The sequence below is a fragment of the Pseudomonas wadenswilerensis genome, assembly GCF_024749185.1.
In the GTDB taxonomy this organism is placed as follows: Bacteria; Pseudomonadota; Gammaproteobacteria; order Pseudomonadales; family Pseudomonadaceae; genus Aquipseudomonas; species Aquipseudomonas wadenswilerensis.
In genome coordinates this window covers 5,156,559-5,174,991 of record NZ_CP087191.1, presented here as the reverse complement: position 1 = coordinate 5,174,991, position 18,433 = coordinate 5,156,559, and the positions used below count along the sequence as shown (strand labels likewise).

General features: G+C 63.4%; 22 protein-coding genes. 10 read left to right on the top strand and 12 right to left on the bottom strand.

The window, feature by feature from the left end; translation table 11 throughout:
• Positions 1 to 18: 18 nt before the first annotated feature.
• Positions 19 to 1,461 (bottom strand): alanine/glycine:cation symporter family protein, encoded by a 1,443-nt coding sequence (locus LOY45_RS23775; protein WP_115085087.1) that lies wholly within the window; start codon positions 1,459 to 1,461, stop codon positions 19 to 21.
• A gap of 175 nt (positions 1,462 to 1,636) precedes the next feature.
• On the opposite strand from LOY45_RS23775, the gene LOY45_RS23770 reads away from it, so the two are divergent.
• Complete coding sequence (locus LOY45_RS23770; RefSeq protein WP_115085088.1) at positions 1,637 to 2,455, top strand: helix-turn-helix domain-containing protein; 819 nt, start codon at positions 1,637 to 1,639, stop codon at positions 2,453 to 2,455.
• 6 nt (positions 2,456 to 2,461) lie between these two features.
• Here the strand turns inward: LOY45_RS23770 and LOY45_RS23765 are convergent, their stop codons facing one another.
• From LOY45_RS23765 to LOY45_RS23755, 3 genes are read right to left on the bottom strand one after another with little or no spacing between them, the layout of a single operon-like run.
• Positions 2,462 to 3,301 carry an alpha/beta hydrolase gene (locus LOY45_RS23765; protein ID WP_115085089.1) on the bottom strand — a complete coding sequence of 280 codons (840 nt, stop codon included), beginning with the start codon at positions 3,299 to 3,301 and terminating at the stop codon, positions 2,462 to 2,464.
• A 9-nt stretch (positions 3,302 to 3,310) separates the two neighbouring features.
• Positions 3,311 to 4,105 carry a TSUP family transporter gene (locus LOY45_RS23760; protein ID WP_258578455.1) on the bottom strand — a complete coding sequence of 265 codons (795 nt, stop codon included), beginning with the start codon at positions 4,103 to 4,105 and terminating at the stop codon, positions 3,311 to 3,313.
• Positions 4,106 to 4,122: 17 nt separating this feature from the next.
• Positions 4,123 to 5,166 carry a TauD/TfdA family dioxygenase gene (locus LOY45_RS23755; RefSeq protein WP_258578454.1) on the bottom strand — a complete coding sequence of 348 codons (1,044 nt, stop codon included), beginning with the start codon at positions 5,164 to 5,166 and terminating at the stop codon, positions 4,123 to 4,125.
• Between the two features lie 294 nt (positions 5,167 to 5,460).
• Between LOY45_RS23755 and LOY45_RS23750 the strand changes: the two genes are divergently transcribed.
• Entirely contained in the window at positions 5,461 to 6,345 is an 885-nt protein-coding gene (locus LOY45_RS23750; protein WP_045199991.1) for a sugar nucleotide-binding protein, read from the top strand.
• Positions 6,338 to 7,267 carry an NAD-dependent epimerase/dehydratase family protein gene (locus tag LOY45_RS23745; protein WP_258578453.1) on the top strand — a complete coding sequence of 310 codons (930 nt, stop codon included), beginning with the start codon at positions 6,338 to 6,340 and terminating at the stop codon, positions 7,265 to 7,267. Before LOY45_RS23750 ends, LOY45_RS23745 begins: the two co-directional genes overlap by 8 nt.
• Before the next feature lie 77 nt (positions 7,268 to 7,344).
• On the opposite strand, the gene LOY45_RS23740 is transcribed toward LOY45_RS23745, so the two are convergent.
• From LOY45_RS23740 to LOY45_RS23720, 5 genes are all read right to left on the bottom strand, one after another.
• Entirely contained in the window at positions 7,345 to 8,028 is a 684-nt protein-coding gene (locus LOY45_RS23740; protein ID WP_115085091.1) for an OmpW/AlkL family protein, read from the bottom strand.
• A gap of 110 nt (positions 8,029 to 8,138) precedes the next feature.
• Positions 8,139 to 8,654: a DUF3299 domain-containing protein gene (locus LOY45_RS23735; protein ID WP_258578452.1), complete on the bottom strand. Its 516-nt coding sequence runs from the start codon at positions 8,652 to 8,654 to the stop codon at positions 8,139 to 8,141.
• An 8-nt stretch (positions 8,655 to 8,662) separates the two neighbouring features.
• On the bottom strand, positions 8,663 to 9,928 hold the full coding sequence (locus LOY45_RS23730; RefSeq protein WP_258578450.1) for an ABC transporter permease: 1,266 nt from the start codon (positions 9,926 to 9,928) through the stop codon (positions 8,663 to 8,665).
• Positions 9,928 to 10,647, bottom strand: coding sequence for an ABC transporter ATP-binding protein (locus tag LOY45_RS23725; protein ID WP_115085094.1), 720 nt, complete (start codon positions 10,645 to 10,647; stop codon positions 9,928 to 9,930). Before LOY45_RS23725 ends, LOY45_RS23730 begins: the two co-directional genes overlap by 1 nt.
• A gap of 46 nt (positions 10,648 to 10,693) precedes the next feature.
• Positions 10,694 to 11,272: a DUF2796 domain-containing protein gene (locus tag LOY45_RS23720; RefSeq protein ID WP_258578449.1), complete on the bottom strand. Its 579-nt coding sequence runs from the start codon at positions 11,270 to 11,272 to the stop codon at positions 10,694 to 10,696.
• A 132-nt stretch (positions 11,273 to 11,404) separates the two neighbouring features.
• Here LOY45_RS23720 and LOY45_RS23715 point away from each other — a divergent pair, with 132 nt between their 5' ends.
• A complete protein-coding gene (locus LOY45_RS23715; RefSeq protein WP_115085096.1) occupies positions 11,405 to 11,749 on the top strand; it encodes a hypothetical protein in 345 nt (114 codons plus the stop codon).
• 66 nt (positions 11,750 to 11,815) lie between these two features.
• On the opposite strand, the gene trxA is transcribed toward LOY45_RS23715, so the two are convergent.
• Genes trxA through LOY45_RS23700 form a run of 3 tightly spaced genes read right to left on the bottom strand, consistent with a single transcriptional unit; the run spans position 11,816 to position 13,825 of the window.
• Complete coding sequence (gene trxA / locus LOY45_RS23710) at positions 11,816 to 12,688, bottom strand: thioredoxin (protein WP_115085097.1); 873 nt, start codon at positions 12,686 to 12,688, stop codon at positions 11,816 to 11,818.
• A 31-nt stretch (positions 12,689 to 12,719) separates the two neighbouring features.
• On the bottom strand, positions 12,720 to 13,379 hold the full coding sequence (locus LOY45_RS23705; protein WP_115085098.1) for a class I SAM-dependent methyltransferase: 660 nt from the start codon (positions 13,377 to 13,379) through the stop codon (positions 12,720 to 12,722).
• Positions 13,379 to 13,825 (bottom strand): hypothetical protein, encoded by a 447-nt coding sequence (locus LOY45_RS23700; RefSeq protein WP_115085099.1) that lies wholly within the window; start codon positions 13,823 to 13,825, stop codon positions 13,379 to 13,381. The genes LOY45_RS23705 and LOY45_RS23700 overlap by 1 nt, the downstream gene beginning before the upstream one ends.
• 107 nt (positions 13,826 to 13,932) lie before the next feature.
• Here LOY45_RS23700 and nrdR point away from each other — a divergent pair, with 107 nt between their 5' ends.
• The 6 genes from nrdR (at position 13,933) to nusB (ending at position 18,417) form a co-directional block, all read left to right on the top strand.
• Positions 13,933 to 14,397, top strand: coding sequence for a transcriptional regulator NrdR (gene nrdR / locus LOY45_RS23695; RefSeq protein WP_010222838.1), 465 nt, complete (start codon positions 13,933 to 13,935; stop codon positions 14,395 to 14,397).
• A gap of 2 nt (positions 14,398 to 14,399) precedes the next feature.
• Positions 14,400 to 15,530: a bifunctional diaminohydroxyphosphoribosylaminopyrimidine deaminase/5-amino-6-(5-phosphoribosylamino)uracil reductase RibD gene (ribD, locus tag LOY45_RS23690; RefSeq protein ID WP_115085101.1), complete on the top strand. Its 1,131-nt coding sequence runs from the start codon at positions 14,400 to 14,402 to the stop codon at positions 15,528 to 15,530.
• A 45-nt stretch (positions 15,531 to 15,575) separates the two neighbouring features.
• Entirely contained in the window at positions 15,576 to 16,241 is a 666-nt protein-coding gene (locus LOY45_RS23685; protein WP_010222840.1) for a riboflavin synthase, read from the top strand.
• An 18-nt stretch (positions 16,242 to 16,259) separates the two neighbouring features.
• Positions 16,260 to 17,354: a bifunctional 3,4-dihydroxy-2-butanone-4-phosphate synthase/GTP cyclohydrolase II gene (gene ribBA, locus LOY45_RS23680; RefSeq protein ID WP_115085102.1), complete on the top strand. Its 1,095-nt coding sequence runs from the start codon at positions 16,260 to 16,262 to the stop codon at positions 17,352 to 17,354.
• An 89-nt stretch (positions 17,355 to 17,443) separates the two neighbouring features.
• Entirely contained in the window at positions 17,444 to 17,920 is a 477-nt protein-coding gene (ribH, locus tag LOY45_RS23675; protein WP_010222842.1) for a 6,7-dimethyl-8-ribityllumazine synthase, read from the top strand.
• A complete protein-coding gene (gene nusB / locus LOY45_RS23670) occupies positions 17,917 to 18,417 on the top strand; it encodes a transcription antitermination factor NusB (RefSeq protein WP_115085103.1) in 501 nt (166 codons plus the stop codon). Before ribH ends, nusB begins: the two co-directional genes overlap by 4 nt.
• Positions 18,418 to 18,433: the final 16 nt, after the last annotated feature.

Genomic DNA, 18,433 nt, shown 5'->3' with positions numbered 1-18,433 from the left:
CTTTTTCTGCAGTATGGATCAGCGCTGGGTCTGAGCCTGACCGACAGCCACTTCAGCCTCGGCTTCAGCAACCGGCTTGACCGGCCAGGCTTGCGGGTCCAGGTCGAGGTCGGAAAACTTCGACGCATCGAACACCGGCTGGGCGATACCGGCGCGGCGCTGTTCGTCGTAGTCGCGCATCACGCGCAGGCCGACCTTGAACAGCAGGGCCAGGGCGATCAGGTTGACGAACGCCAGGCAGGTCATGGTGATGTCGGCAAAGGCGAATACGGTTGACAGGTTCTGCACCGAGCCCCAGAGGATCAGCAGCAGCACCAGGCCGCGGTAGCTCAGCAGCACCAGGCGGTTACGGGTGAAGAACTGCAGGCTGGTTTCACCCAGGTAGTAGTTGTAGAGGATGCAGGTGAAGACGAACAACGACAGGGCCACGCTGACGAAGATCCGCCCCCAGTCACCGACCACGGCGGCCAGGGAGTTCTGGGTCAGGGCGATGCCGTCACCTTCGAAGCCTGGGGTATAGAAGCCCGAGAGCAGGATCAGCAGCGCGGTGCAGGTGCAGATCACGAAGGTATCGAGGAACACCGAGAAGGCCTGGACCACGCCCTGGGCCGCCGGGTGGCGTACAGCGGCAACAGCGGCAACGTTCGGCGCACTGCCAAGGCCGGCTTCGTTGGCGAACACGCCACGCTTCACGCCCATGACGATGGCGCTGCCGAGCAGGCCGGCAAAGGCCGGATCAAGGCCGAAAGCGCTTTTGATGATGGTTTCGAGCATGGCCGGCACGTGTTCGATCTGGGTGAAGATCACGTACAGGGTCACACCGATGTAGGCCAGGGTCTTGATCGGTACCAGCAGGTCCGAAACCGAGGCGATACGCTTGATACCACCGATGAACACCAGGCCGAGCAGGGCGGCCAGGGCGATGCCGGTGTACTGCGGTTCGAAGCCGAAAGCGTTCTGCAGCGAGTGGGTCACGGTGTAGGACTGCAGGCCGTTGAAGGTGAAGCCGTAGGTCACCAGCAGCAGGATCGCGAACACCATTGCCATCCAGCGCAGCTTCAAGCCGTGCTGGATGTAGTAGGCCGGGCCGCCACGGTACAGGCCGTTGCCGTCGCTCCGCTTGTAGACCTGGGCCAGGGTGCACTCGAAAAAGCTGCTGGACATGCCCACCAGCGCGGTTACCCACATCCAGAACACCGCGCCCGGGCCGCCGAGGGTCACGGCGATGCCGACACCGGCGATGTTACCGGCACCGACACGGCCGGCCAGGCTCAGCATCAGCGCCTGGAACGAGCTCAGTTGGCCGGCCTGGCCGCGCAGGGATTCCTTGAAGACGCTGAACATGTGGCCGAAATGGCGGAACTGGACGAAACGGGAGCGCAGGGTGAAATAGCTGCCGAGTCCGACGATAAGCACGATGAGGAGTTTCCCCGAGAGGAAATCGTTGAGCGCTTCGAGCATGTAATACCTCGATTCTTATTCTTCGCATGAAAGACGACAGGCCGGCGTCGATGCGCCGTATCCATGGGGGCGCATGGTTGGTCATGACAAGGTTGGTTACAATTTCGCGGGTTGCTCTCAGTTGATGCGACTTGATGCTAAACTGGCGCCTGTCGCATCATCTGGAACGGCTCACATGAGCGAATATCTCGGCACCAATCTCAAGCTTGCCTGCAGCCACTACCGCTCTATCTCGGAAGTTTGCCGGCAGCTGTCGATCAACCGCGCGCAGTTCAACAAGTACCTGAGCGGGCAGAGCCAGCCGACGGCATACAACCTCAAGCGCATCGGCGATTTCTTCGGTGTTGAGGATTACGAGCTGGGTTTGCCGCCGGAGCAGTTCGCCCGCCTGATCGGTGCCCGCAGTGCCGCCAACCCCGCAGTGAGCCAGGACGACCCGCTGGCCGAACTGCTGCGGCCGTTGCGTGAACAGGCCGGCAACCTGTCGCGCTACTGCGGTTATTACTTCGAATACTCCAACTGCATGTCGGTACCGGGCTCGATCCTGCTGTCGCTGGTGCACCTGCGCGAAGAGCGCGGCAGTTTTTTATTCGAGCGTCAGGAGCGTCAGGAGCGCTCCAGCAGCACCGACGTTCAGGCCGAAGACTGGGTGCGTTGCCGCTACCTGGGCGCGGCGTTCCAGTTGCAGGACCGCTTGTTTTTGCTCGACTACGAATCGCTGACCGTCAACGAGATGAGCCAGACCATCCTGATACCCAGCTTCAAGAGCCGCATTACCCGCCTCAACGGCCTCAAGACCGGGGTTTCCAGCGGCGACCGGCGCACCCCGGCCTGCACCCGGGTGGTGTGGGAATACCTGGGCACCGAGATCAACCGCATCAGCGCCTACCGCCAGGTCAAGCTGTACCGCCCGGACGATCCGCGGATCGACGACGACGTACGCGAACGCCTCAGCGCCGGGCCGATCCGTAACGGCCTGTTCGAGATCGAATAACCGCGCTCAGCCGAGAATGAACTCGGCCACCACCTGCGCCACCTGATCGGCCACGGCCGGCTTGTCGCGCAGGTGCGCGGCGATGCCGTGATCGCAATCGGTCAGTAGCAGGCACTCCAGGTGCGGCGCCGGCACTGCGCGCAGCAGGGCCTGGGTGACTTCTTCGGGGATCGGGCTGTAACGCTGGGCACCGGCCAGCCACAAGGTGCCGGCCGAGGTGCCTTCGCCTTGCCCATAAGCCCTGGAGTTGAGCCCGTCGAACTCGCCGATCACCAGCAGCACCCGGCCTTGGAACTTGCGCAGGAATTCGTAGCTGTCGCAGTCGAGAAACCCGTAGGGCTGGCGGATCGCCTCGGTGAAGGCCGGGCCGAAGGGCGCCTGGTGGGCGGCATCCGGGTAAACCGCCGGGCAGATCAGCACCAGCTTGTCGATGGCCGGTGTTTGCGCGGCCAGTTTCAGCGCGATGGCGCCGCCGAGACTGTGGCCGAGCAGGGTCTGGCAGCGCTCGGCGATATGCCGGTGAAAGCGCTGCGCCTCCTCCAGGTTGGTGGTCAGCGACGGTTGTGGTGCGCCGGGCTCGGCCGCCAGGCTATGGCCTGAGAGGTTGCCGGTCAGCGAGCCGATACCCTGCTGTTGCAGGCGATACAACAGCGGGTTGAGGCGGGTGAAGTCAGAGCGCGCACCACCGATCACGAACAGCGGCGCGGCGCGCTCCTGATCGGGTATCAGCAGCCGCGCCTGTTGCTGGAAACCATCGAAGGTTTCGCTGATGAAGCGTTCGGTGCCGGGGGTGGGTTCGTCGTATTGCCAGGTGGAACGTTGGGTCGAGGTTGCTTCCAGATGCATGGACACCGCCTATAGAAACTGATGATGTAGCCATTCGCCAAGTGGGTTGCCTGTGCTCAGCAGCAGCTTGAGGGCCATGAGGCAGCATACGCACACCAGCAGCGGCTTGATCAGTTTAGAACCGAAACGCACAGCGCAGCGAGCGCCTAGTTGCGCGCCGATGAAGGCGGCGCAGGCCATCGCCAGGGCCAGCGGCCAGACGATGGCCCCGCTGAGCGAAAACACCGACAGTGCGCCGAGGTTGCAGGCGGCATTGAGCAGCTTGCTGTTGCACACCGCATGCAGCATCGGCTGGCCGAGCAGGACCACGCAGGCAATCATGAAGAACGAGCCGACTCCGGGGCCGAACACGCCATCGTAGAAGCCGATCAGAGGTGCGACTGCCAGGCAGAACAGGCTGATCGAGATCCTTGCCCTGCGCCGTTGCTCGTCCGGCTTGGAGCTGAAGGCAAAGTAGGCGGCCACCAGGATCAGCAGCACCGGTACGCAGGCCTGCAGGAAGCTCTTGGGCACCAGGCTTACCGACAGCGCCCCCAGGACGCCACCGGCAAAGGCCATGGCGGCCATGGGCAGGCCGCTTTTCCAGTCGATCATGCCCTTGCGGGCAAAGGCACACGTAGCCGAGACCGTGGCCGAGGCGGCCTGAAACTTGTTGGTGGCGATTGCCGCCAGCGGATCGATGCCGGCAACGAACAGCACCGGCAGGGTGATCAGGCCACCGCCGCCAGCGATGGCATCGAAAAAGCCGGCCATCAGCGCGACCGAGGCCAGGGTCAGCAGCAGGGTGAGATCAATTTCCATCATCTGGGAGGATTCCTTGTTCAGCCACGCACCAGCAGCGGATCGTCGTTAAGTACTACCGGGCTTGCAAAGCGCGAGTAGCCGAACAGGCGTACCAGCAGGCGCCGGTTGTCCTGAAGAATGTCACGCCCGTGCAGGGCGCGGCTGTTGTTGATCAGCAACGCCGTGTCGGGCTGGAGCACGAACGGCATGGGCTGGGTATCCTTGACCAGGGCCTGGAAGGCGTCGAATGCGCGGGCGGCAGCGTCGCTGGCGTGATCGTTAAGCGAGAAACGGTAAGCGTTGTAGCGCAGGCTGAAACCGCCATTGGGATCGAATTGCAGCATCGAAGTGGCCTTGTCGGCTTCGCCCTGGCCGGCGACGAAGCAGTCGCTGCGGGTAAAGGCGAAGGAGGCCGAGGTCAGCGCCAGTGCATGCAGGCTGCCCAATTGCTCGATGATGCCGCGCAGCGGGATGATCCGGGTCGGTTCGTTGGCCGGGTTCCAGCGGGCGGAAAGGATCAGCGCCGACGGGGCGGGTGAGCGGCCTTCACTGGCGACAATCGAACAGTTGTAGGGCGCTTCGGTATGTGGGCCCAGACGCAGTCCGGCGTGAGAGCTGAGTTCGACCTGAGTGCTGTGATCCTCGCCGGGCCGGGGCACGCTGCCGCCTCCTTTGAAGTTACCGACCAGCCGCACGATCTGGCCCTGGTTGTCGATATCGAAGGCAAAGGCACGGTAGCGCACCAGTTCCAGCAGCAACTGGTTGCGCGAGGCCAGGTACAGGCAACGCTTGCTCCGGGCCAGGCTGGCCAGGTCAGGAAGATGCTTGGGCAGCGGATCGCCCCCGGGGCAGGTCATCTGCGAACACATCAGGGCCGACAGTTGGCCATCGGCAAAGCGTTGCACCAGGGCCTTCTGGCTGGCGTCTAGGGTAGAGTGCAGGCGCTCTGCCCACTGGCGGGCCTTGCTGGCGACGCCGGCTGCCTGAGGGCCGCGGAGTTCTGCGAGGTGCTGGCTGGCGGCTGCCAGCGTACGGGCCTGGCCCTGATCGAAACTCAGGTACGCGACTTCCGAATCCTGCATGGGAAACATTCCTTTATTATTGGTTTTATCTGGAAATCCGCGTCGACCGGGTTTCAGACAGGGTGTCTGGCGATTGGTAAATGAATAAGCTAACTATTCTCCTGGTTGATCAATTCAAGCCAGTCAGCTCATTCCGGGTGCGGTATAGGCAGTTTCCGGATTTCTGTAAGCGCAGAAAAAAATCGCCCTTGACTCAACGCCGGGCGGGACGGGTGCCCCTGTGTTGGACTTCCCCTGCCGGAAACCGCAAAATGAAGGCTTTCTTCCAATAAACTGATCGGACCTGCTGACTCTATGCGAATGCGCCTGATGCTGTTGGGTGGTGGAAGTGCCCTCGGGCAAGCGCTGATTCGTCTCGGGGCCGAGGAAGATATCGGCTTTCTGGCGCCGCGCCCGCCGGACAGCGGCTGGGATCCAGCGAGCCTGACCCAACTGCTCGACGACACCCGCCCCGATGCGCTGATCAACCTGGCCTACTATTTCGACTGGTTCCAGGCCGAAGCAGTCAGCGAGCAGCGCCTGGCCCAGCAGGAACGCGCAGTCGAGCGCCTGGCCGAGCTGTGTCAGCACCACAACATCATTCTCGTCCAGCCGTCCAGCTACCGGGTCTTCGATGGCTCGCGGGCCACGGCCTACAGCGAAAAGGATGAGCCAGTGCCGCTGGGCCTGCGTGGCCAGGCCTTGTGGCGCATCGAGCAGAGCGTACGCGCCACCTGCCCGCAACATGTACTGCTGCGCTTTGGCTGGGTGCTCGACGAGAGCATCGACGGTGTGCTCGGGCGCTTCCTGACCCGCGCCGAGCAACCCCAGGAGCTGCTGTTGGCCGATGACCGGCGTGGCAACCCGACTCCGGTGGACGACGCCGCGCGGGTGATCCTTTCGGTACTCAAGCAGCTCGATTGCGCCGCGCCGCTGTGGGGCACCTATCACTACGCCGGCAACGAGGCGACCACGCCGCTGGCGCTGGGGCAGGCTATCCTCACAGAAGCGGCCCAGTTGCATAAGCTGGCGGTACAGGCACCGACCGCGCAGGCCCACGCCGCGCGCCCGGACGCCAGCGAAGAACCGCAGCATGCGGTACTGGCCTGCAAGAAAATTCTCCACACCTTTGGTATCAAACCCCGCGCCTGGCGCGCCGGTTTGCCGCCCTTACTGGATCGCTTCTATCGTCATGGCTGATGCCCCTATTCTGATCACCGGTGGCGCTGGCTTCATCGGTTCCCACCTGAGCGATGCGCTGCTGGCCAAAGGTTATGCCGTGCGTATCCTCGATGACCTGTCGACCGGCAAACCAGGCAACCTCCAAGTAGATAACCCGCGTCTGGAACTGGTCGAAGGCGACGTCGCCGACGCCGAGCTGGTCAAACGCGTGGCTGCCGGTTGCCAGGCAGTGGTGCACCTGGCCGCCGTGGCCTCGGTGCAGGCCTCGGTGGATGACCCGGTGAAAACCCACCAGAGCAACTTCATCGGCACCCTGAATGTCTGCGAGGCCATGCGCCTGAGCGGCATCAAGCGCGTGTTGTTTGCCTCCAGCGCTGCGGTTTATGGCAACAACGGCGAAGGCCAGTCGATCGAGGAAGATACGCCCAAGGCACCGTTGACGCCTTACGCGGTAGACAAGCTGGCCAGCGAGCAATACCTGGACTTCTACCGCCGTCAGCATGGCCTGGAACCGGTAGTGTTTCGCTTCTTCAACATCTTCGGCCCGCGCCAGGATCCGTCCTCGCCGTATTCCGGGGTCATCAGCATTTTCTGCGAGCGCGCCCTGAACGGGACGCCGATCACCCTGTTTGGCGATGGCGAGCAGACTCGCGACTTTCTCTATGTCGGCGATCTGGTGACGGTGATGGTCCAGGCACTGGAGATGGCGGAAGTCGAAGAGGGCGCGGTGAATATCGGCCTGAATCAGGCCACTTCGCTGAACCAGTTGCTGGCCGCGCTGAAATCGGTGGTTGGCGATTTGCCGGCGATCAGTCATGGGCCAGCGCGCTCGGGTGATATCCGCCATTCGCGGGCGAACAATCAGCGTTTGCTGAGCCGTTTTGATTTCCCTGAGCCGACGCCACTGGCCGATGGGCTGGCGCGTCTTTTAGGGCGCTGAAATGCATCGCGGGGCAAGCCCGCTCCTACAAGTGCTGTAGGAGCGGGCTTGCCCCGCGATTTGTGTTTAAACGACGCTTAGAACTTGTAGCCTACACCCACCATGTAGACCCATGGATCGACATCCACGTCGACCTTGGTCTTGCCGACGCCCAGGGCGCTCGGGCCGTCGATGGTGGCCTTGGTGTCGATGTCGACGTACCAGACCGCGGCGTTGACCAGGAAGTTGTCGTTGATCATGTAGTCCATGCCCAACTGACCGGCCAGGCCGACCGAATCTTTCAACTTCATGTTGCTGAAGCCTTGAGCTTTGCGGTTGCTGCTCAGGTCTTCGTCAAAGAACATGGTGTAGTTCAGGCCGATACCAGCGTAAGGCTGGAACTTCGACGAAGCTTCCATCGGGTAGTACTGCAGCGACAGGGTCGGTGGCAGTTGCTTGATGTCGCCCAGCTTGCCATCCAGGCCCGCGCCCAGGCCCTTGACGCCGACAGTGTGCTGGAACGGGGTGGCGGCCAGCAGCTCGAGGCCGATGTGGTCGGTCAGCATGTAGGCGAAAGCCAGACCCAGTTGGGTGTCGCTGTCCAGGGTTGCCTTGGTGCCGGACATCTTGGTGCCGTCGAGCTTGATGTCGCCGCTGTTCTCGTTGGGAGCGGTAGTGATCGCACCGGCACGCAGGATGAAGTCGCCAGCCTGGTGGGCGTGGGCAACAGGGGCTGCAAGCGCCAGAGCAACGAGCGAGGCGCCAAGCAAGGACTTGTTCATGGAAGCTCCCAAAGGACGTTTAGAATTTAATGAGTCCAATGGTAAGGAGCTGACGGACGGCGACTTTTGACTCAGCTCAATGAAATCGTCAAAGCCCTGCAGGCGGCCATTTATTCTAGCTCGTATGCGTAGATTTTCTCGGCTTCCATCTGATATCCGGCATCGGCCAGTTCACTGCTGGTGGCTTTGACCAGCATCTGGCCTTCGATCCAGTAAGGCTGGTAGAGGTCTTCGACCTTCACGCCAATCTCGCTGAAGATGTGAACGATCTGGTTCGACGGCGGTGGCGGCACATGAATGCAGGCGCCGTAGTAAGGCACCAGCAGGAACTCGGTGGTGCGGCCTTCCTCGCTGACTTCCAGTGGCACGATATAGCCGGGCAGTTTCACCTGCTGGCCATCCAGGGCCTTGACCACCGGGGCATTGGGTGCGGTTTGCCGCGCTGCTGGCGCCGCTTCCGCGGCCAGGGCATCACTCAATTGCGAGAGGTCGTGCAGCGGCGCCAGCTGCGGCTGGATCACCGGCGCCCCGGCCGGGATCAGTTGCTGCCATTCCAGGGTGCGGGGTTCGGCCGCCCACAAAGGCGAGGCGTTCAACAGCAGTAACAGCAGCAGGGCGCGGGTCATCGAGGTGCTCACAGGTGAATGGACAGGCCGTCGGCCAGCGACTGGCGATAGGCGCGCCAAGCCGGCACGCTGCCCATCAGCAGGGCAGCGCCAAGAATGATGCCCAGCAAGGTCCACTCATGGGCGCTGGGCCAGGCCAGCGGCAGTAACAGGCCGTAGTTGGCTTGCACGTAGCCCTGAGCCAGGGCGATGCCGCCGTATAACAAGGCCAGCCCGGCGCCGATACCGGCTACCGCCAAGGCCAGGGCTTCGAGCACCAGCAGCCCGGCAATGTGCCAGGGGCGCGCGCCTACCGAGCGCAGGATGGCCATTTCCCGGCGCCGTTCATTGAGGCTGGTGAGGATCGCGGTGAGCATGCCGATCAGGCCGGTCAGTACCACAAACAACGAGACCACGAACAGTGCCTGCTCAGCCGTGCCCATCAGGCTCCAGAGCTCTTGCAGGGCTACACCGGGGAGGATCGCCAGCAGCGGTTCGCCGCGGTACTCGTTGATTTCCCGTTGCAGGCTGAAGGTTGCCACCTTGTTGTTCAGGCCGAGCATGAACGCGGTGATGGCTACGGGGTCGAGGTCCATGTTGCGCGCCTGCTCGGCGCTGATGCGCCCAGCGCCGCGGGCTGGCATGCCGTTGTGCCAGTCGATGTGGATGGCTTCCATCCCGCCCAGGCTGATGTGTAAAGTACGGTCGACGGGAGTGCCGGTGCGTTGCAGCACGCCGACCACGGTGAAGGGTTTGTCATCGTGCTTGACCAGGCTGATGGCTGCCACGCCATGAGCCAGCACCAGTTTGTCGCCAAGCTTGTAGTGCAGGGCGTCGGCCACTTCGGCGCCAAGCACCACTTCGAACGGATCACTGGCAAAGGCCCGTCCCTCGGCCAGTTGCAGGTGCTGCTTGCGGCCGTACTGGTAGTGCTCGAAATAGCGTGCGTCGGTGCCCATTACCCGGTAGCCGCGATGCGAATCGCCCAAGGAAATGGGGATGGCCCATTTCACCCGTTTGTCGCTGGCGTAGTGTTCGAAGCTCTCCCAACGAATGTTGTTGGTGGCGTTGCCGATGCGAAATACCGAGTACAGCAGCAGGTTCACCGAGCCTGAGCGGGCGCCGACGATCAGGTCGGTGCCGCTGATGGTGCTGGCGAAGCTGGCGCGGGCTTCGGTGCGCACCCGCTCGACCGCCAGCAGCAGGCACACCGAGAGTGCAATGGCGAAGGCGGTCAAAAAAGCAGTAAAGCGGCGGTTGGCCAGGCTGGCCAAGGCAAGGCGGAGCAGGTACATCAGGCCTCCAGGTCATTGGCCGGCTGGGCCGCACGGTTGAGTTCGGCAAGGGACAGCTGACGGTCGAACAACGGCGCCAGGCTCTGGTCGTGGCTGACAAACAGCAGGCTGGAACCGGCGGCACGGCACTCGGCGAACAACAGGCGAATGAAGGCTTCACGGGTGTCGGCATCGAGGGCGGACGTCGGCTCGTCGGCGATCACCAGTTCCGGCTGGCCGATCAAGGCCCGGGCGGCCGCGACACGCTGCTGCTGGCCGATCGACAGGCTGTCGGCGCGGCGGGCGAGCAGCGCCGGGTCTTTCAAACCCAGGTGAGCAAGCAGGCTGGCGGCGGCCTGGTCGATGCTGCCGTGGCGCTCGGCGGCGCGTTGCGCGCGGCTGCGCGAGAAGCGGCAGGGCAGTTCGACGTTCTCCCGTACCGAGAGGAACGGCAGCAGGTTGAACTGCTGGAAGATGTAACCGGTGTGGTCGACCCGAAAGCGGTCGCGGGCGGCCAGCTTCAGTTCGCTCAAGTCCTGGCCGAGCAGGCGGATGCTACCGCGATCGGGTTTTTGCACGCCGCCGAGCAGGCCGAGCAGGGTGGTCTTGCCGCTGCCGCTGGGGCCTTTGAGAAACAGCGATTCGCCGGCTTCCAGGCGCAGGGCGGGAATATCCAGCAGGGGGGCTTGGCCCGGCCAGGCAAAGCCCAGGTCGGTCAGTTCAATCAGTGCCTGGCTCATAAATGAACGCCCGGGTTACCCCGGGCGTTTCGCTGCAAAAGGGCTATCAGAAGTTGATCGTGGCCTTGGCCGGGGTCGCTTCGACACCTTGTTGGCCGTTGGGCCCGATCAGTTGTAGCGCAATTTTCTGGGTGGCGGGGAAGGCCTTGAACAATGGGCTCAGGTCGAGGCTCTTGAGCTCGCCGGGCTTGTCACAGGCCAGCCGGTAATGGGCATGGATTTCACTGTGTGCGTGGCCTTCGTGCTCGTCGCCATCGTCATCGACTGCCGGCTTGTCGCCGAACAGCGGGCTTTCCAGCTCCTGATCACTCTCGCTGCAGTTGGCCGCTTTAGCCAGGCCGAACAGGGCCAATGGTTTTTCCAATTGTGTGCGTACGGCAGCGACCTTGGCCTTGTCGGCGGCGCTGGTGGCCGGGTGTTCGAAGCCGACCAGGTTCATCGCCGGGCTGTCCAGTTCCAGCTCCAGGGTCTTGTCGTCCAGCACTACATTGAGGCGGGCAACGCCGTGCTCATGGGCGGCGAGGCTGCCATGAGCGTGGTCATGATCGTGATCGTGGTCGTCGTGGGCATGAGCGACGGCCAGGGGCAACAAGGCAAACGGCAAGGCAAGCAACAGACGACGCATGGGCGGACTCCGCAGAGGCACTGGATGGATTTGGTAATGTTATAACAACTTGTTCGGGCCGCGCCAGTGTGCTTGGCGATGAGGCGTTGGCGTGGGAGCATGGGCCCATTGATTGCGCACAAGGACAAACCCATGCGAATTCGCGGACACATCGGCGACTGGCCGGTAGACCTGACCCTGGAACTGGACCCGGCGGAATGGGCGCAACTGGGCGGTCAGCTGGTTGCTGTGGCGCCAGCGCCGGCGGTGGCTGCCGCTCCCGTGGCAGCGGTGCGGCCGGATGATGCGCTATGGCAGGCCGCGCGCGAGGTGCTGCGCAAGGCCGGGCAGCTCAACGGGCCGGAGTTGCTCGAGCATCTGGAAGGGCTGGCGGGGAGTATGGCGGCCGGCAAGCGCTTGCTGGTTCGCTTGCGCCATAGTGCCGAGGTGAAGGTGGAAAGCGGGGCGGATGCGCCGGTTTATCACTGGGTGGGGTGATGAGGGTATCGCGGGGCAAGCCCGCTCCTACAAGATCGGCAGGAGCGGGCTTGCCCCGCGATCAATTCAATACAAGGCAGCAAACAACTTGCGACGATAGGTGCCGACCAGCGGATGGTCATTCCCCAGCAGGTCAAATACCTGCAGCAAGGTCTTGTGCGCCACCCCGCCATCGTAGCCGCGATTGCGCTTGAACAGCTTCAGCAAGCCTTCCAGCGCCGCCTCGTACTGCTGGCGCGACAGTTGCTGTATGCACAGCTGATACGCCGCTTCATCATCTTCGCCATTCTGCGCCAGGCGCGCTTTCAGGTCGGCGACTTCCGGCAGGCTGGCGGCCAGGCCCAGGAAGGTCAGTTGCGCCTTGGCGCCGGCGAGGGCGGCCTTGTGCTCATCGCTCTTGACCGCGTCGAGCACGGTCTGGGCTTCACCCAGCTCGCCCCGCTCAGCCAGGCAACGGGCATAGAGGATCAGCGCACCGGCATTGCTGTTGTCTTCCGTGAGCAGTGCCTTGAGGGTGCTCTCGGCTTCGCTGAAGCGCCCTTCGGCGAACAGTGCCTGGGCCAGTTCCAGCGGGTCGGCGGCAGCGGGTGGCGGCAGTTTTACGTGGGGTTCGAGCAGGGTGCGAATCGCCGACTCCGGCTGGGCACCGGCAAAGCCGTCCACGGGCTGACCATCCTTGAACAGCACCACGGTCGGCAGGCTGCGGATGCCGAAGCGGGCAACGATGTCCTGCTCGATATCGCAGTTGACCTTGGCCAACAGCAGTTCGCCCTGGTAACTCTCGGTGATCTGCGCCAGCAGCGGCATCAGCGCCTTGCACGGCGCGCACCACTCGGCCCAGAAATCGACCAGCACCGGTTTGTGGAAAGAGTTCTGGATCACCGACTGATCGAAGTCGGTGGCCGTGGCGTCGAATATGTACGGGGTAGCAGGGTTCATCGCGACTCTCGAAAATCCGTGAATGGCATCACTATAAAGGCTGGCGGCTGGCGTGGTACAGGCTGACCCGGCGGAATTCGTGGGGCTCGGCCAGGTCCGGCAAGGTCAGGGCATCCAGCACACCCAGGGACCGGTACAGCGGATGGCTGAAATCCCGTACCCGTGAATCGGCCACCAGGGCCTGCTGGCCTCGGCTGAGGAATTCATCCAGCAGCGGCAGGTTGGCGCGGTCGTAGAGCACATCGGCGACCAGGATCAAGTCGAAACGGTCGGCCTCCTGGAAGAAATCGCTGGAATAGCTCAGTTCCACCTCGTTGAGTTCGGCGTTGGCCCGGCAGGCGTGCAGCGCCAGTGGATCAAGATCGCAGGCGACGACTTCAAGCGCCCCGGCCTTGGCCGCGGCAATACCGGCAATGCCGGACCCTGCGCCAAAATCGAGCACGCGCTTGCCTTCGACCCAGTGCCGGTGCTCGTCCAGATACCGTGCCATGGCCAGGCCGCTGGCCCAGCAGAAGCTCCAGTACGGCGGTTCGTGGAGGATGCGCCGGGTTTCTTCGGAGCTGAAGGCGCGGTCCATGTTCTGCGCATCGATCAGCCACAACCTGAGCGCGCACTCGGGCAGATCGCTGACCACCAGTTGCGCGTCACCCAGCAGTTCGCTCAAGGCCTGTTGCAGCGGAGCGGGCGCCATCATGGCGCCTTTTCGAAGCGCAGCGGGCCGGTAGCCTGGGTTTGTGCCTGGGCGATACGCAGGGGCGGCAGGTGCAGGATCAGTTGCCCGGATTTGCTCGCGCGGCCGCGCAGCTCGACCCGCGCACCGGCCGGAAAGGCTTCGGGGTTGAAGCGCAGGCGAAACGGCAGGTCCAGGCCATTGCCGCTGAACGTGCTGCTGGCCAGCAGGCCTTGCGGACGGCCACGTTCATCGATCACCAGCAAGGCCAGTTCGACTTCGGCACCGACCGGGATGTTGAGCAAAGTGCCGCTCAACTCGCGCTGATAGGCCGGCAGCGGGCCGAGTTCTTTGGCCGGTTTGCTGGCTACAGGGGCTTTCGGGGCCGGCGCAGGCTGGGGTTTATCGCTGCTGCAAGCGGCCAGCAGGGCGGCGAAACTGAGCACGACAAGCGCTCTTGATGGCATGGGGAATTCCTTCGCGGCATATTTCCTCACTGGATGGTAACCCCTTTGGCTTGTCTTGCCAGTGGGATGCGCTACCATGGCCCTCCCTTTTTTTGTTGCCTGCCACCATGCACTGTCCCTTCTGCGGTGCCAACGACACCAAGGTCATCGACTCGCGACTGGTTGCCGAGGGCGAGCAAGTGCGCCGTCGGCGCGAATGCGTTGCCTGCGGTGAGCGCTTCACCACCTTCGAAACCGCCGAACTGGTTCTGCCCCGGCTGATCAAGCAGGACGGCAGCCGCCAGCCCTTCGACGAAGAAAAACTGCGCGCCGGTATGCAGCGCGCCCTGGAAAAACGTCCGGTCAGCGTCGAGCGCCTGGAAGCGGCGCTGGCGCACATCAAGCACAAGCTGCGGGCCACCGGCGAGCGCGAGATCAAGTCGCTGGTGGTTGGCGAGCTGGTCATGGCCGAGCTGCAGAAGCTCGATGAAGTCGCCTATATCCGCTTTGCCTCCGTGTACCGGCGCTTCCAGGACCTCAACGAGTTCCGTGAAGAAATCGACCGCCTGGCCCGTGTGCCGGCTAAAGAGTGAGCATGTCCAGCGAACGCGCGGTGCTTGATGCGCACTACATGGCCCGGGCCATCGAGTTGGCCCGCAAGGGCTTGTACTCCACCCACCCGAACCCGCGCGTCGGCTGCGTGATCGTCCGTGATGGCCAGGTCGTCGGTGAAGGCTGGCACGTGCGTGCCGGCGAGCCCCATGCCGAAGTACATGCCTTGCGCCAGGCCGGTGAGCTGGCCCGCGGCGCCTGTGCCTACGTCACCCTTGAGCCGTGCAGCCACCACGGGCGCACGCCGCCCTGTGCCGAGGCGCTGGTCAAGGCCGGCGTGGCGCGGGTGGTAGCGGCCATGCAGGACCCTAATCCGCAAGTCGCCGGCCAAGGCCTCAAGCGCCTGGCCGACGCTGGCATAGAAGTCGCCAGCGGTGTGCTTGAAGCTGAAGCCCGCGCCCTGAACCCGGGTTTTCTCAAGCGCATGGAACACGGCCTGCCGTTCGTGCGGGCCAAGCTGGCGATGAGCCTGGACGGCCGCACGGCCATGGCCAGCGGCGAGAGCCAGTGGATCACCGGCCCGGCGGCGCGCTCGGCGGTGCAGCGTTTGCGTGCACGATCCAGCGTGGTGCTGACCAGCGCCGAAAGCGTGCTGGCCGATAACGCGCGGATGACCGTGCGCGGCGAAGAACTTGGCCTGGACCCTGAAACCACCGCGCTGGCCCTGGCCCGTCCACCTTTGCGGGTGTTGATCGACGGCCGTTTGCGTTTGCCGCTCGATGCAGCGTTCTTTCAAGCGGGGCCGGCCCTGGTGGTAACCGCCGCTGAAGTCGACCCGCGTTATGTTGAAGCCGGGCATGAGTTGTTACACCTGCCGGGCAGCGATGGCCGCGTCGATTTGCCCGCACTGATGCTCGAGCTGGCGGCCCGTGGCATCAACGAAGTGCTGGTCGAAGCCGGCGCCGGCTTGGTCGGTGCCTTTGCCCGGCAGGGCCTGATCGATGAGTATCAGATTTTTGTCGCCGGGCGCATTCTCGGCTCCAATGCCCGGCCATTGCTCGACTGGCCACTGGAAAAAATGAGCCAGGCGCCCCATTTGCAGATCACCGAAATGCGCGCAATAGGCGATGACTGGCGAGTCACTGCGGTACCGAAGCCGGCGCCCGGCGTATAATTTGCGGCTAGCGCCACGCGCAGCCCTGTTCTCGAGGAGGACTCCATGTTCACCGGCATCATCGAATCGATTGGCAGCATCCGTTCCCTGACCCCCAAAGGCGGTGATGTGCGGGTGTATGTCGAAACCGGCAAGCTCGACCTGGGCGACGTCAAACTGGGCGACAGCATCGCCGTCAACGGCGTGTGCCTGACTGCGGTCGAACTGCCTGGCGATGGCTTCTGGGCCGACGTCAGCCGCGAAACCCTCGACTGCACCGCCTTCAACGAGCTCAAAAGCGGCAGCCGGGTCAACCTGGAAAAGGCCCTGACACCGACCACCCGCCTGGGCGGTCACCTGGTCAGCGGCCACGTCGACGGCGTCGGCGAAGTGGTCTCGCGCAGCGATAACGCCCGCGCCATCCAGTTCCGCATCCGTGCGCCGAAAGAACTGGCCAAATACATTGCCCACAAGGGCTCGATCACCGTCGACGGCACCAGCCTGACGGTGAACGTCGTCGATGGCGCCGAGTTCGAGCTGACCATCGTCCCGCACACCCTGGCCGAAACCATCATGGCCGACTACCGTCCAGGTCGTCGGGTGAACCTTGAGGTCGACCTGCTGGCACGTTACCTGGAGCGTCTGCTGCTGGGTGACAAGGCCGCCGAGCCGAGCAAAGGCAGCGGCATCACCGAAAGTTTCCTGGCCGCCAACGGCTACCTGAAATCCTGATTTGAAAGGGGGTGCCACGTGGCGCTCAACAGCATCGAAGAACTGGTCGAAGACATCCGCCAGGGCAAAATGGTCATCCTCATGGACGACGAAGACCGCGAGAACGAAGGCGACCTGATCATGGCCGCCGAGTGCTGCAAGGCCGAACACATCAACTTCATGGCCAAGCACGCCCGGGGCCTGATCTGCATGCCGATGTCGCGCGAGCGCTGCGAAACGCTCAAGCTGCCGCTGATGGCGCCACGTAATGGCTCGGGCTTCGGTACCAAGTTCACCGTGTCGATCGAAGCCGCCACCGGAGTCACCACCGGCATCTCCGCCGCCGACCGCGCGCGCACCGTGCAGGCTGCCGCTGCCCGTGATGCCAAGGCTGAAGACATCGTCAGCCCCGGTCACATCTTCCCGTTGATGGCCCAGCCGGGTGGTACCCTGGCCCGTGCCGGCCACACCGAAGCTGCCTGCGACCTGGCGCGCATGGCCGGTTTCGAGCCGAGCGGGGTGATCTGCGAGGTGATGAACGATGACGGCACCATGTCCCGTCGTGCCGAGCTGGAAACCTTCGCCGCCGAACACAACATCAAGATCGGCACCATCGCCGACCTGATCCACTACCGGATGATCCACGAACGTACCGTTCAGCGGGTTTCCGAGCAGCCGCTGGACAGCGAGCTGGGCCATTTCAACCTGGTCACCTACCGTGACTCGGTCGAGGGCGACGTGCACATGGCCCTGACCCTGGGCAACATCTGCGCCGAAGAACCGACCCTGGTACGGGTGCACAACATGGACCCGCTGCGCGACCTGCTGATGGTCAAGCAACCGGGCCGCTGGAGCCTGCGCGCGGCCATGAGCGCCGTTGCAGACGCTGGCAGCGGTGTGGTGCTGCTGCTCGGTCACCCGCTCGATGGCGACGTGCTGCTGGCGCACATTCGCGAAAGCGCCGACGCTGCCCCGCAGGCGAAAACCCCGACCACCTACAGCACCGTCGGTGCCGGTTCGCAGATCCTGCGCGACCTCGGCGTGCGCAAAATGCGCCTGATGAGTTCGCCAATGAAGTTCAATGCGATATCCGGATTCGATCTGGAAGTTGTAGAATACGTGCCCTCCGAATAAAGCAGGCGGTTTGTCGCGCTGCCATTCGTGTCCCAAACCCCCACAGGCCGCCCGTTTGCGGCCTGGCTCTTTAAGATGAGAACTCCGGAATGACCCTGAAGACCATCGAAGGTACCTTCATCGCCCCCAAAGGTCGCTATGCTTTGGTGGTTGGCCGCTTCAACAGCTTCGTTGTCGAAAGCCTGGTGAGCGGTGCCGTTGACGCCCTGGTTCGCCACGGTGTGAACGAAAGCGACATCACCATCATCCGTGCCCCGGGTGCCTTCGAAATCCCGCTGGTAGCACAGAAAGTCGCCCAGCAAAGCGAATATGCCGCGATCATCGCCCTGGGCGCCGTGATCCGTGGCGGTACCCCGCATTTCGAGTACGTAGCGGGCGAATGCACCAAGGGCCTGGCCCAGGTGTCCATGGAGTTCGGCGTGCCGGTCTCCTTCGGTGTCCTGACCGTCGACTCGATCGAACAGGCCATTGAGCGTTCCGGCACCAAGGCCGGCAACAAGGGCGCCGAAGCTGCCCTGTCCGCTCTGGAAATGGTCAGCCTGCTGGCGCAGTTGGAGGCCAAGTGATTAGCGACGAAAGCGATCGTTTCAACCCGCGCGATCCAAAACCTGCGGATGCTGGCAAGCCATCGAAAAGCGCCAAGCGTCGCGAAGCCCGTCAGCTCGCGACTCAGGCCCTGTACCAATGGCACATGGCCAAGCAGTCGCTGAACGAGATCGAAGCGCAGTTCCGGGTCGATAACGATTTCACCGATGTCGACGGTGCCTACTTCCGCGAAATCCTTCACGGGGTTCCGGTGAAAAAGGCCGAAATCGACGAAGCACTGAAGCCGTGCCTGGACCTGGCCCTTGAAGAGCTCGATCCAGTTGAACTGGCAGTGCTGCGCCTGTCCACCTGGGAGTTCATGATGCGCGTTGACGTCCCGTACCGCGTCGTGATCAACGAAGGTGTGGAACTGGCCAAAGTGTTTGGCGCCACCGACGGCCACAAATTCGTCAATGGCGTGCTCGACAAGCTGGCTCCACGCCTGCGTGAAGCCGAAGTCAAGGCGTTCAAGCGCTGATTGCGGCGCTATGTGC

What these genes read in the sequence shown, in the direction of transcription:
- LOY45_RS23775 (WP_115085087.1), bottom strand. Translation starts at nt 1,461, where the DNA reads ATGCTCGAAGCGCTCAACGATTTCCTCTCGGGGAAACTCCTCATCGTG.
- LOY45_RS23770 (WP_115085088.1), top strand. Translation starts at nt 1,637, where the DNA reads ATGAGCGAATATCTCGGCACCAATCTCAAGCTTGCCTGCAGCCACTAC.
- LOY45_RS23765 (WP_115085089.1), bottom strand. Translation starts at nt 3,301, where the DNA reads ATGCATCTGGAAGCAACCTCGACCCAACGTTCCACCTGGCAATACGAC.
- LOY45_RS23760 (WP_258578455.1), bottom strand. Translation starts at nt 4,105, where the DNA reads ATGATGGAAATTGATCTCACCCTGCTGCTGACCCTGGCCTCGGTCGCG.
- LOY45_RS23755 (WP_258578454.1), bottom strand. Translation starts at nt 5,166, where the DNA reads ATGCAGGATTCGGAAGTCGCGTACCTGAGTTTCGATCAGGGCCAGGCC.
- LOY45_RS23750 (WP_045199991.1), top strand. Translation starts at nt 5,461, where the DNA reads ATGCGAATGCGCCTGATGCTGTTGGGTGGTGGAAGTGCCCTCGGGCAA.
- LOY45_RS23745 (WP_258578453.1), top strand. Translation starts at nt 6,338, where the DNA reads ATGGCTGATGCCCCTATTCTGATCACCGGTGGCGCTGGCTTCATCGGT.
- LOY45_RS23740 (WP_115085091.1), bottom strand. Translation starts at nt 8,028, where the DNA reads ATGAACAAGTCCTTGCTTGGCGCCTCGCTCGTTGCTCTGGCGCTTGCA.
- LOY45_RS23735 (WP_258578452.1), bottom strand. Translation starts at nt 8,654, where the DNA reads ATGACCCGCGCCCTGCTGCTGTTACTGCTGTTGAACGCCTCGCCTTTG.
- LOY45_RS23730 (WP_258578450.1), bottom strand. Translation starts at nt 9,928, where the DNA reads ATGTACCTGCTCCGCCTTGCCTTGGCCAGCCTGGCCAACCGCCGCTTT.
- LOY45_RS23725 (WP_115085094.1), bottom strand. Translation starts at nt 10,647, where the DNA reads ATGAGCCAGGCACTGATTGAACTGACCGACCTGGGCTTTGCCTGGCCG.
- LOY45_RS23720 (WP_258578449.1), bottom strand. Translation starts at nt 11,272, where the DNA reads ATGCGTCGTCTGTTGCTTGCCTTGCCGTTTGCCTTGTTGCCCCTGGCC.
- LOY45_RS23715 (WP_115085096.1), top strand. Translation starts at nt 11,405, where the DNA reads ATGCGAATTCGCGGACACATCGGCGACTGGCCGGTAGACCTGACCCTG.
- trxA (WP_115085097.1), bottom strand. Translation starts at nt 12,688, where the DNA reads ATGAACCCTGCTACCCCGTACATATTCGACGCCACGGCCACCGACTTC.
- LOY45_RS23705 (WP_115085098.1), bottom strand. Translation starts at nt 13,379, where the DNA reads ATGGCGCCCGCTCCGCTGCAACAGGCCTTGAGCGAACTGCTGGGTGAC.
- LOY45_RS23700 (WP_115085099.1), bottom strand. Translation starts at nt 13,825, where the DNA reads ATGCCATCAAGAGCGCTTGTCGTGCTCAGTTTCGCCGCCCTGCTGGCC.
- nrdR (WP_010222838.1), top strand. Translation starts at nt 13,933, where the DNA reads ATGCACTGTCCCTTCTGCGGTGCCAACGACACCAAGGTCATCGACTCG.
- ribD (WP_115085101.1), top strand. Translation starts at nt 14,400, where the DNA reads ATGTCCAGCGAACGCGCGGTGCTTGATGCGCACTACATGGCCCGGGCC.
- LOY45_RS23685 (WP_010222840.1), top strand. Translation starts at nt 15,576, where the DNA reads ATGTTCACCGGCATCATCGAATCGATTGGCAGCATCCGTTCCCTGACC.
- ribH (WP_010222842.1), top strand. Translation starts at nt 17,444, where the DNA reads ATGACCCTGAAGACCATCGAAGGTACCTTCATCGCCCCCAAAGGTCGC.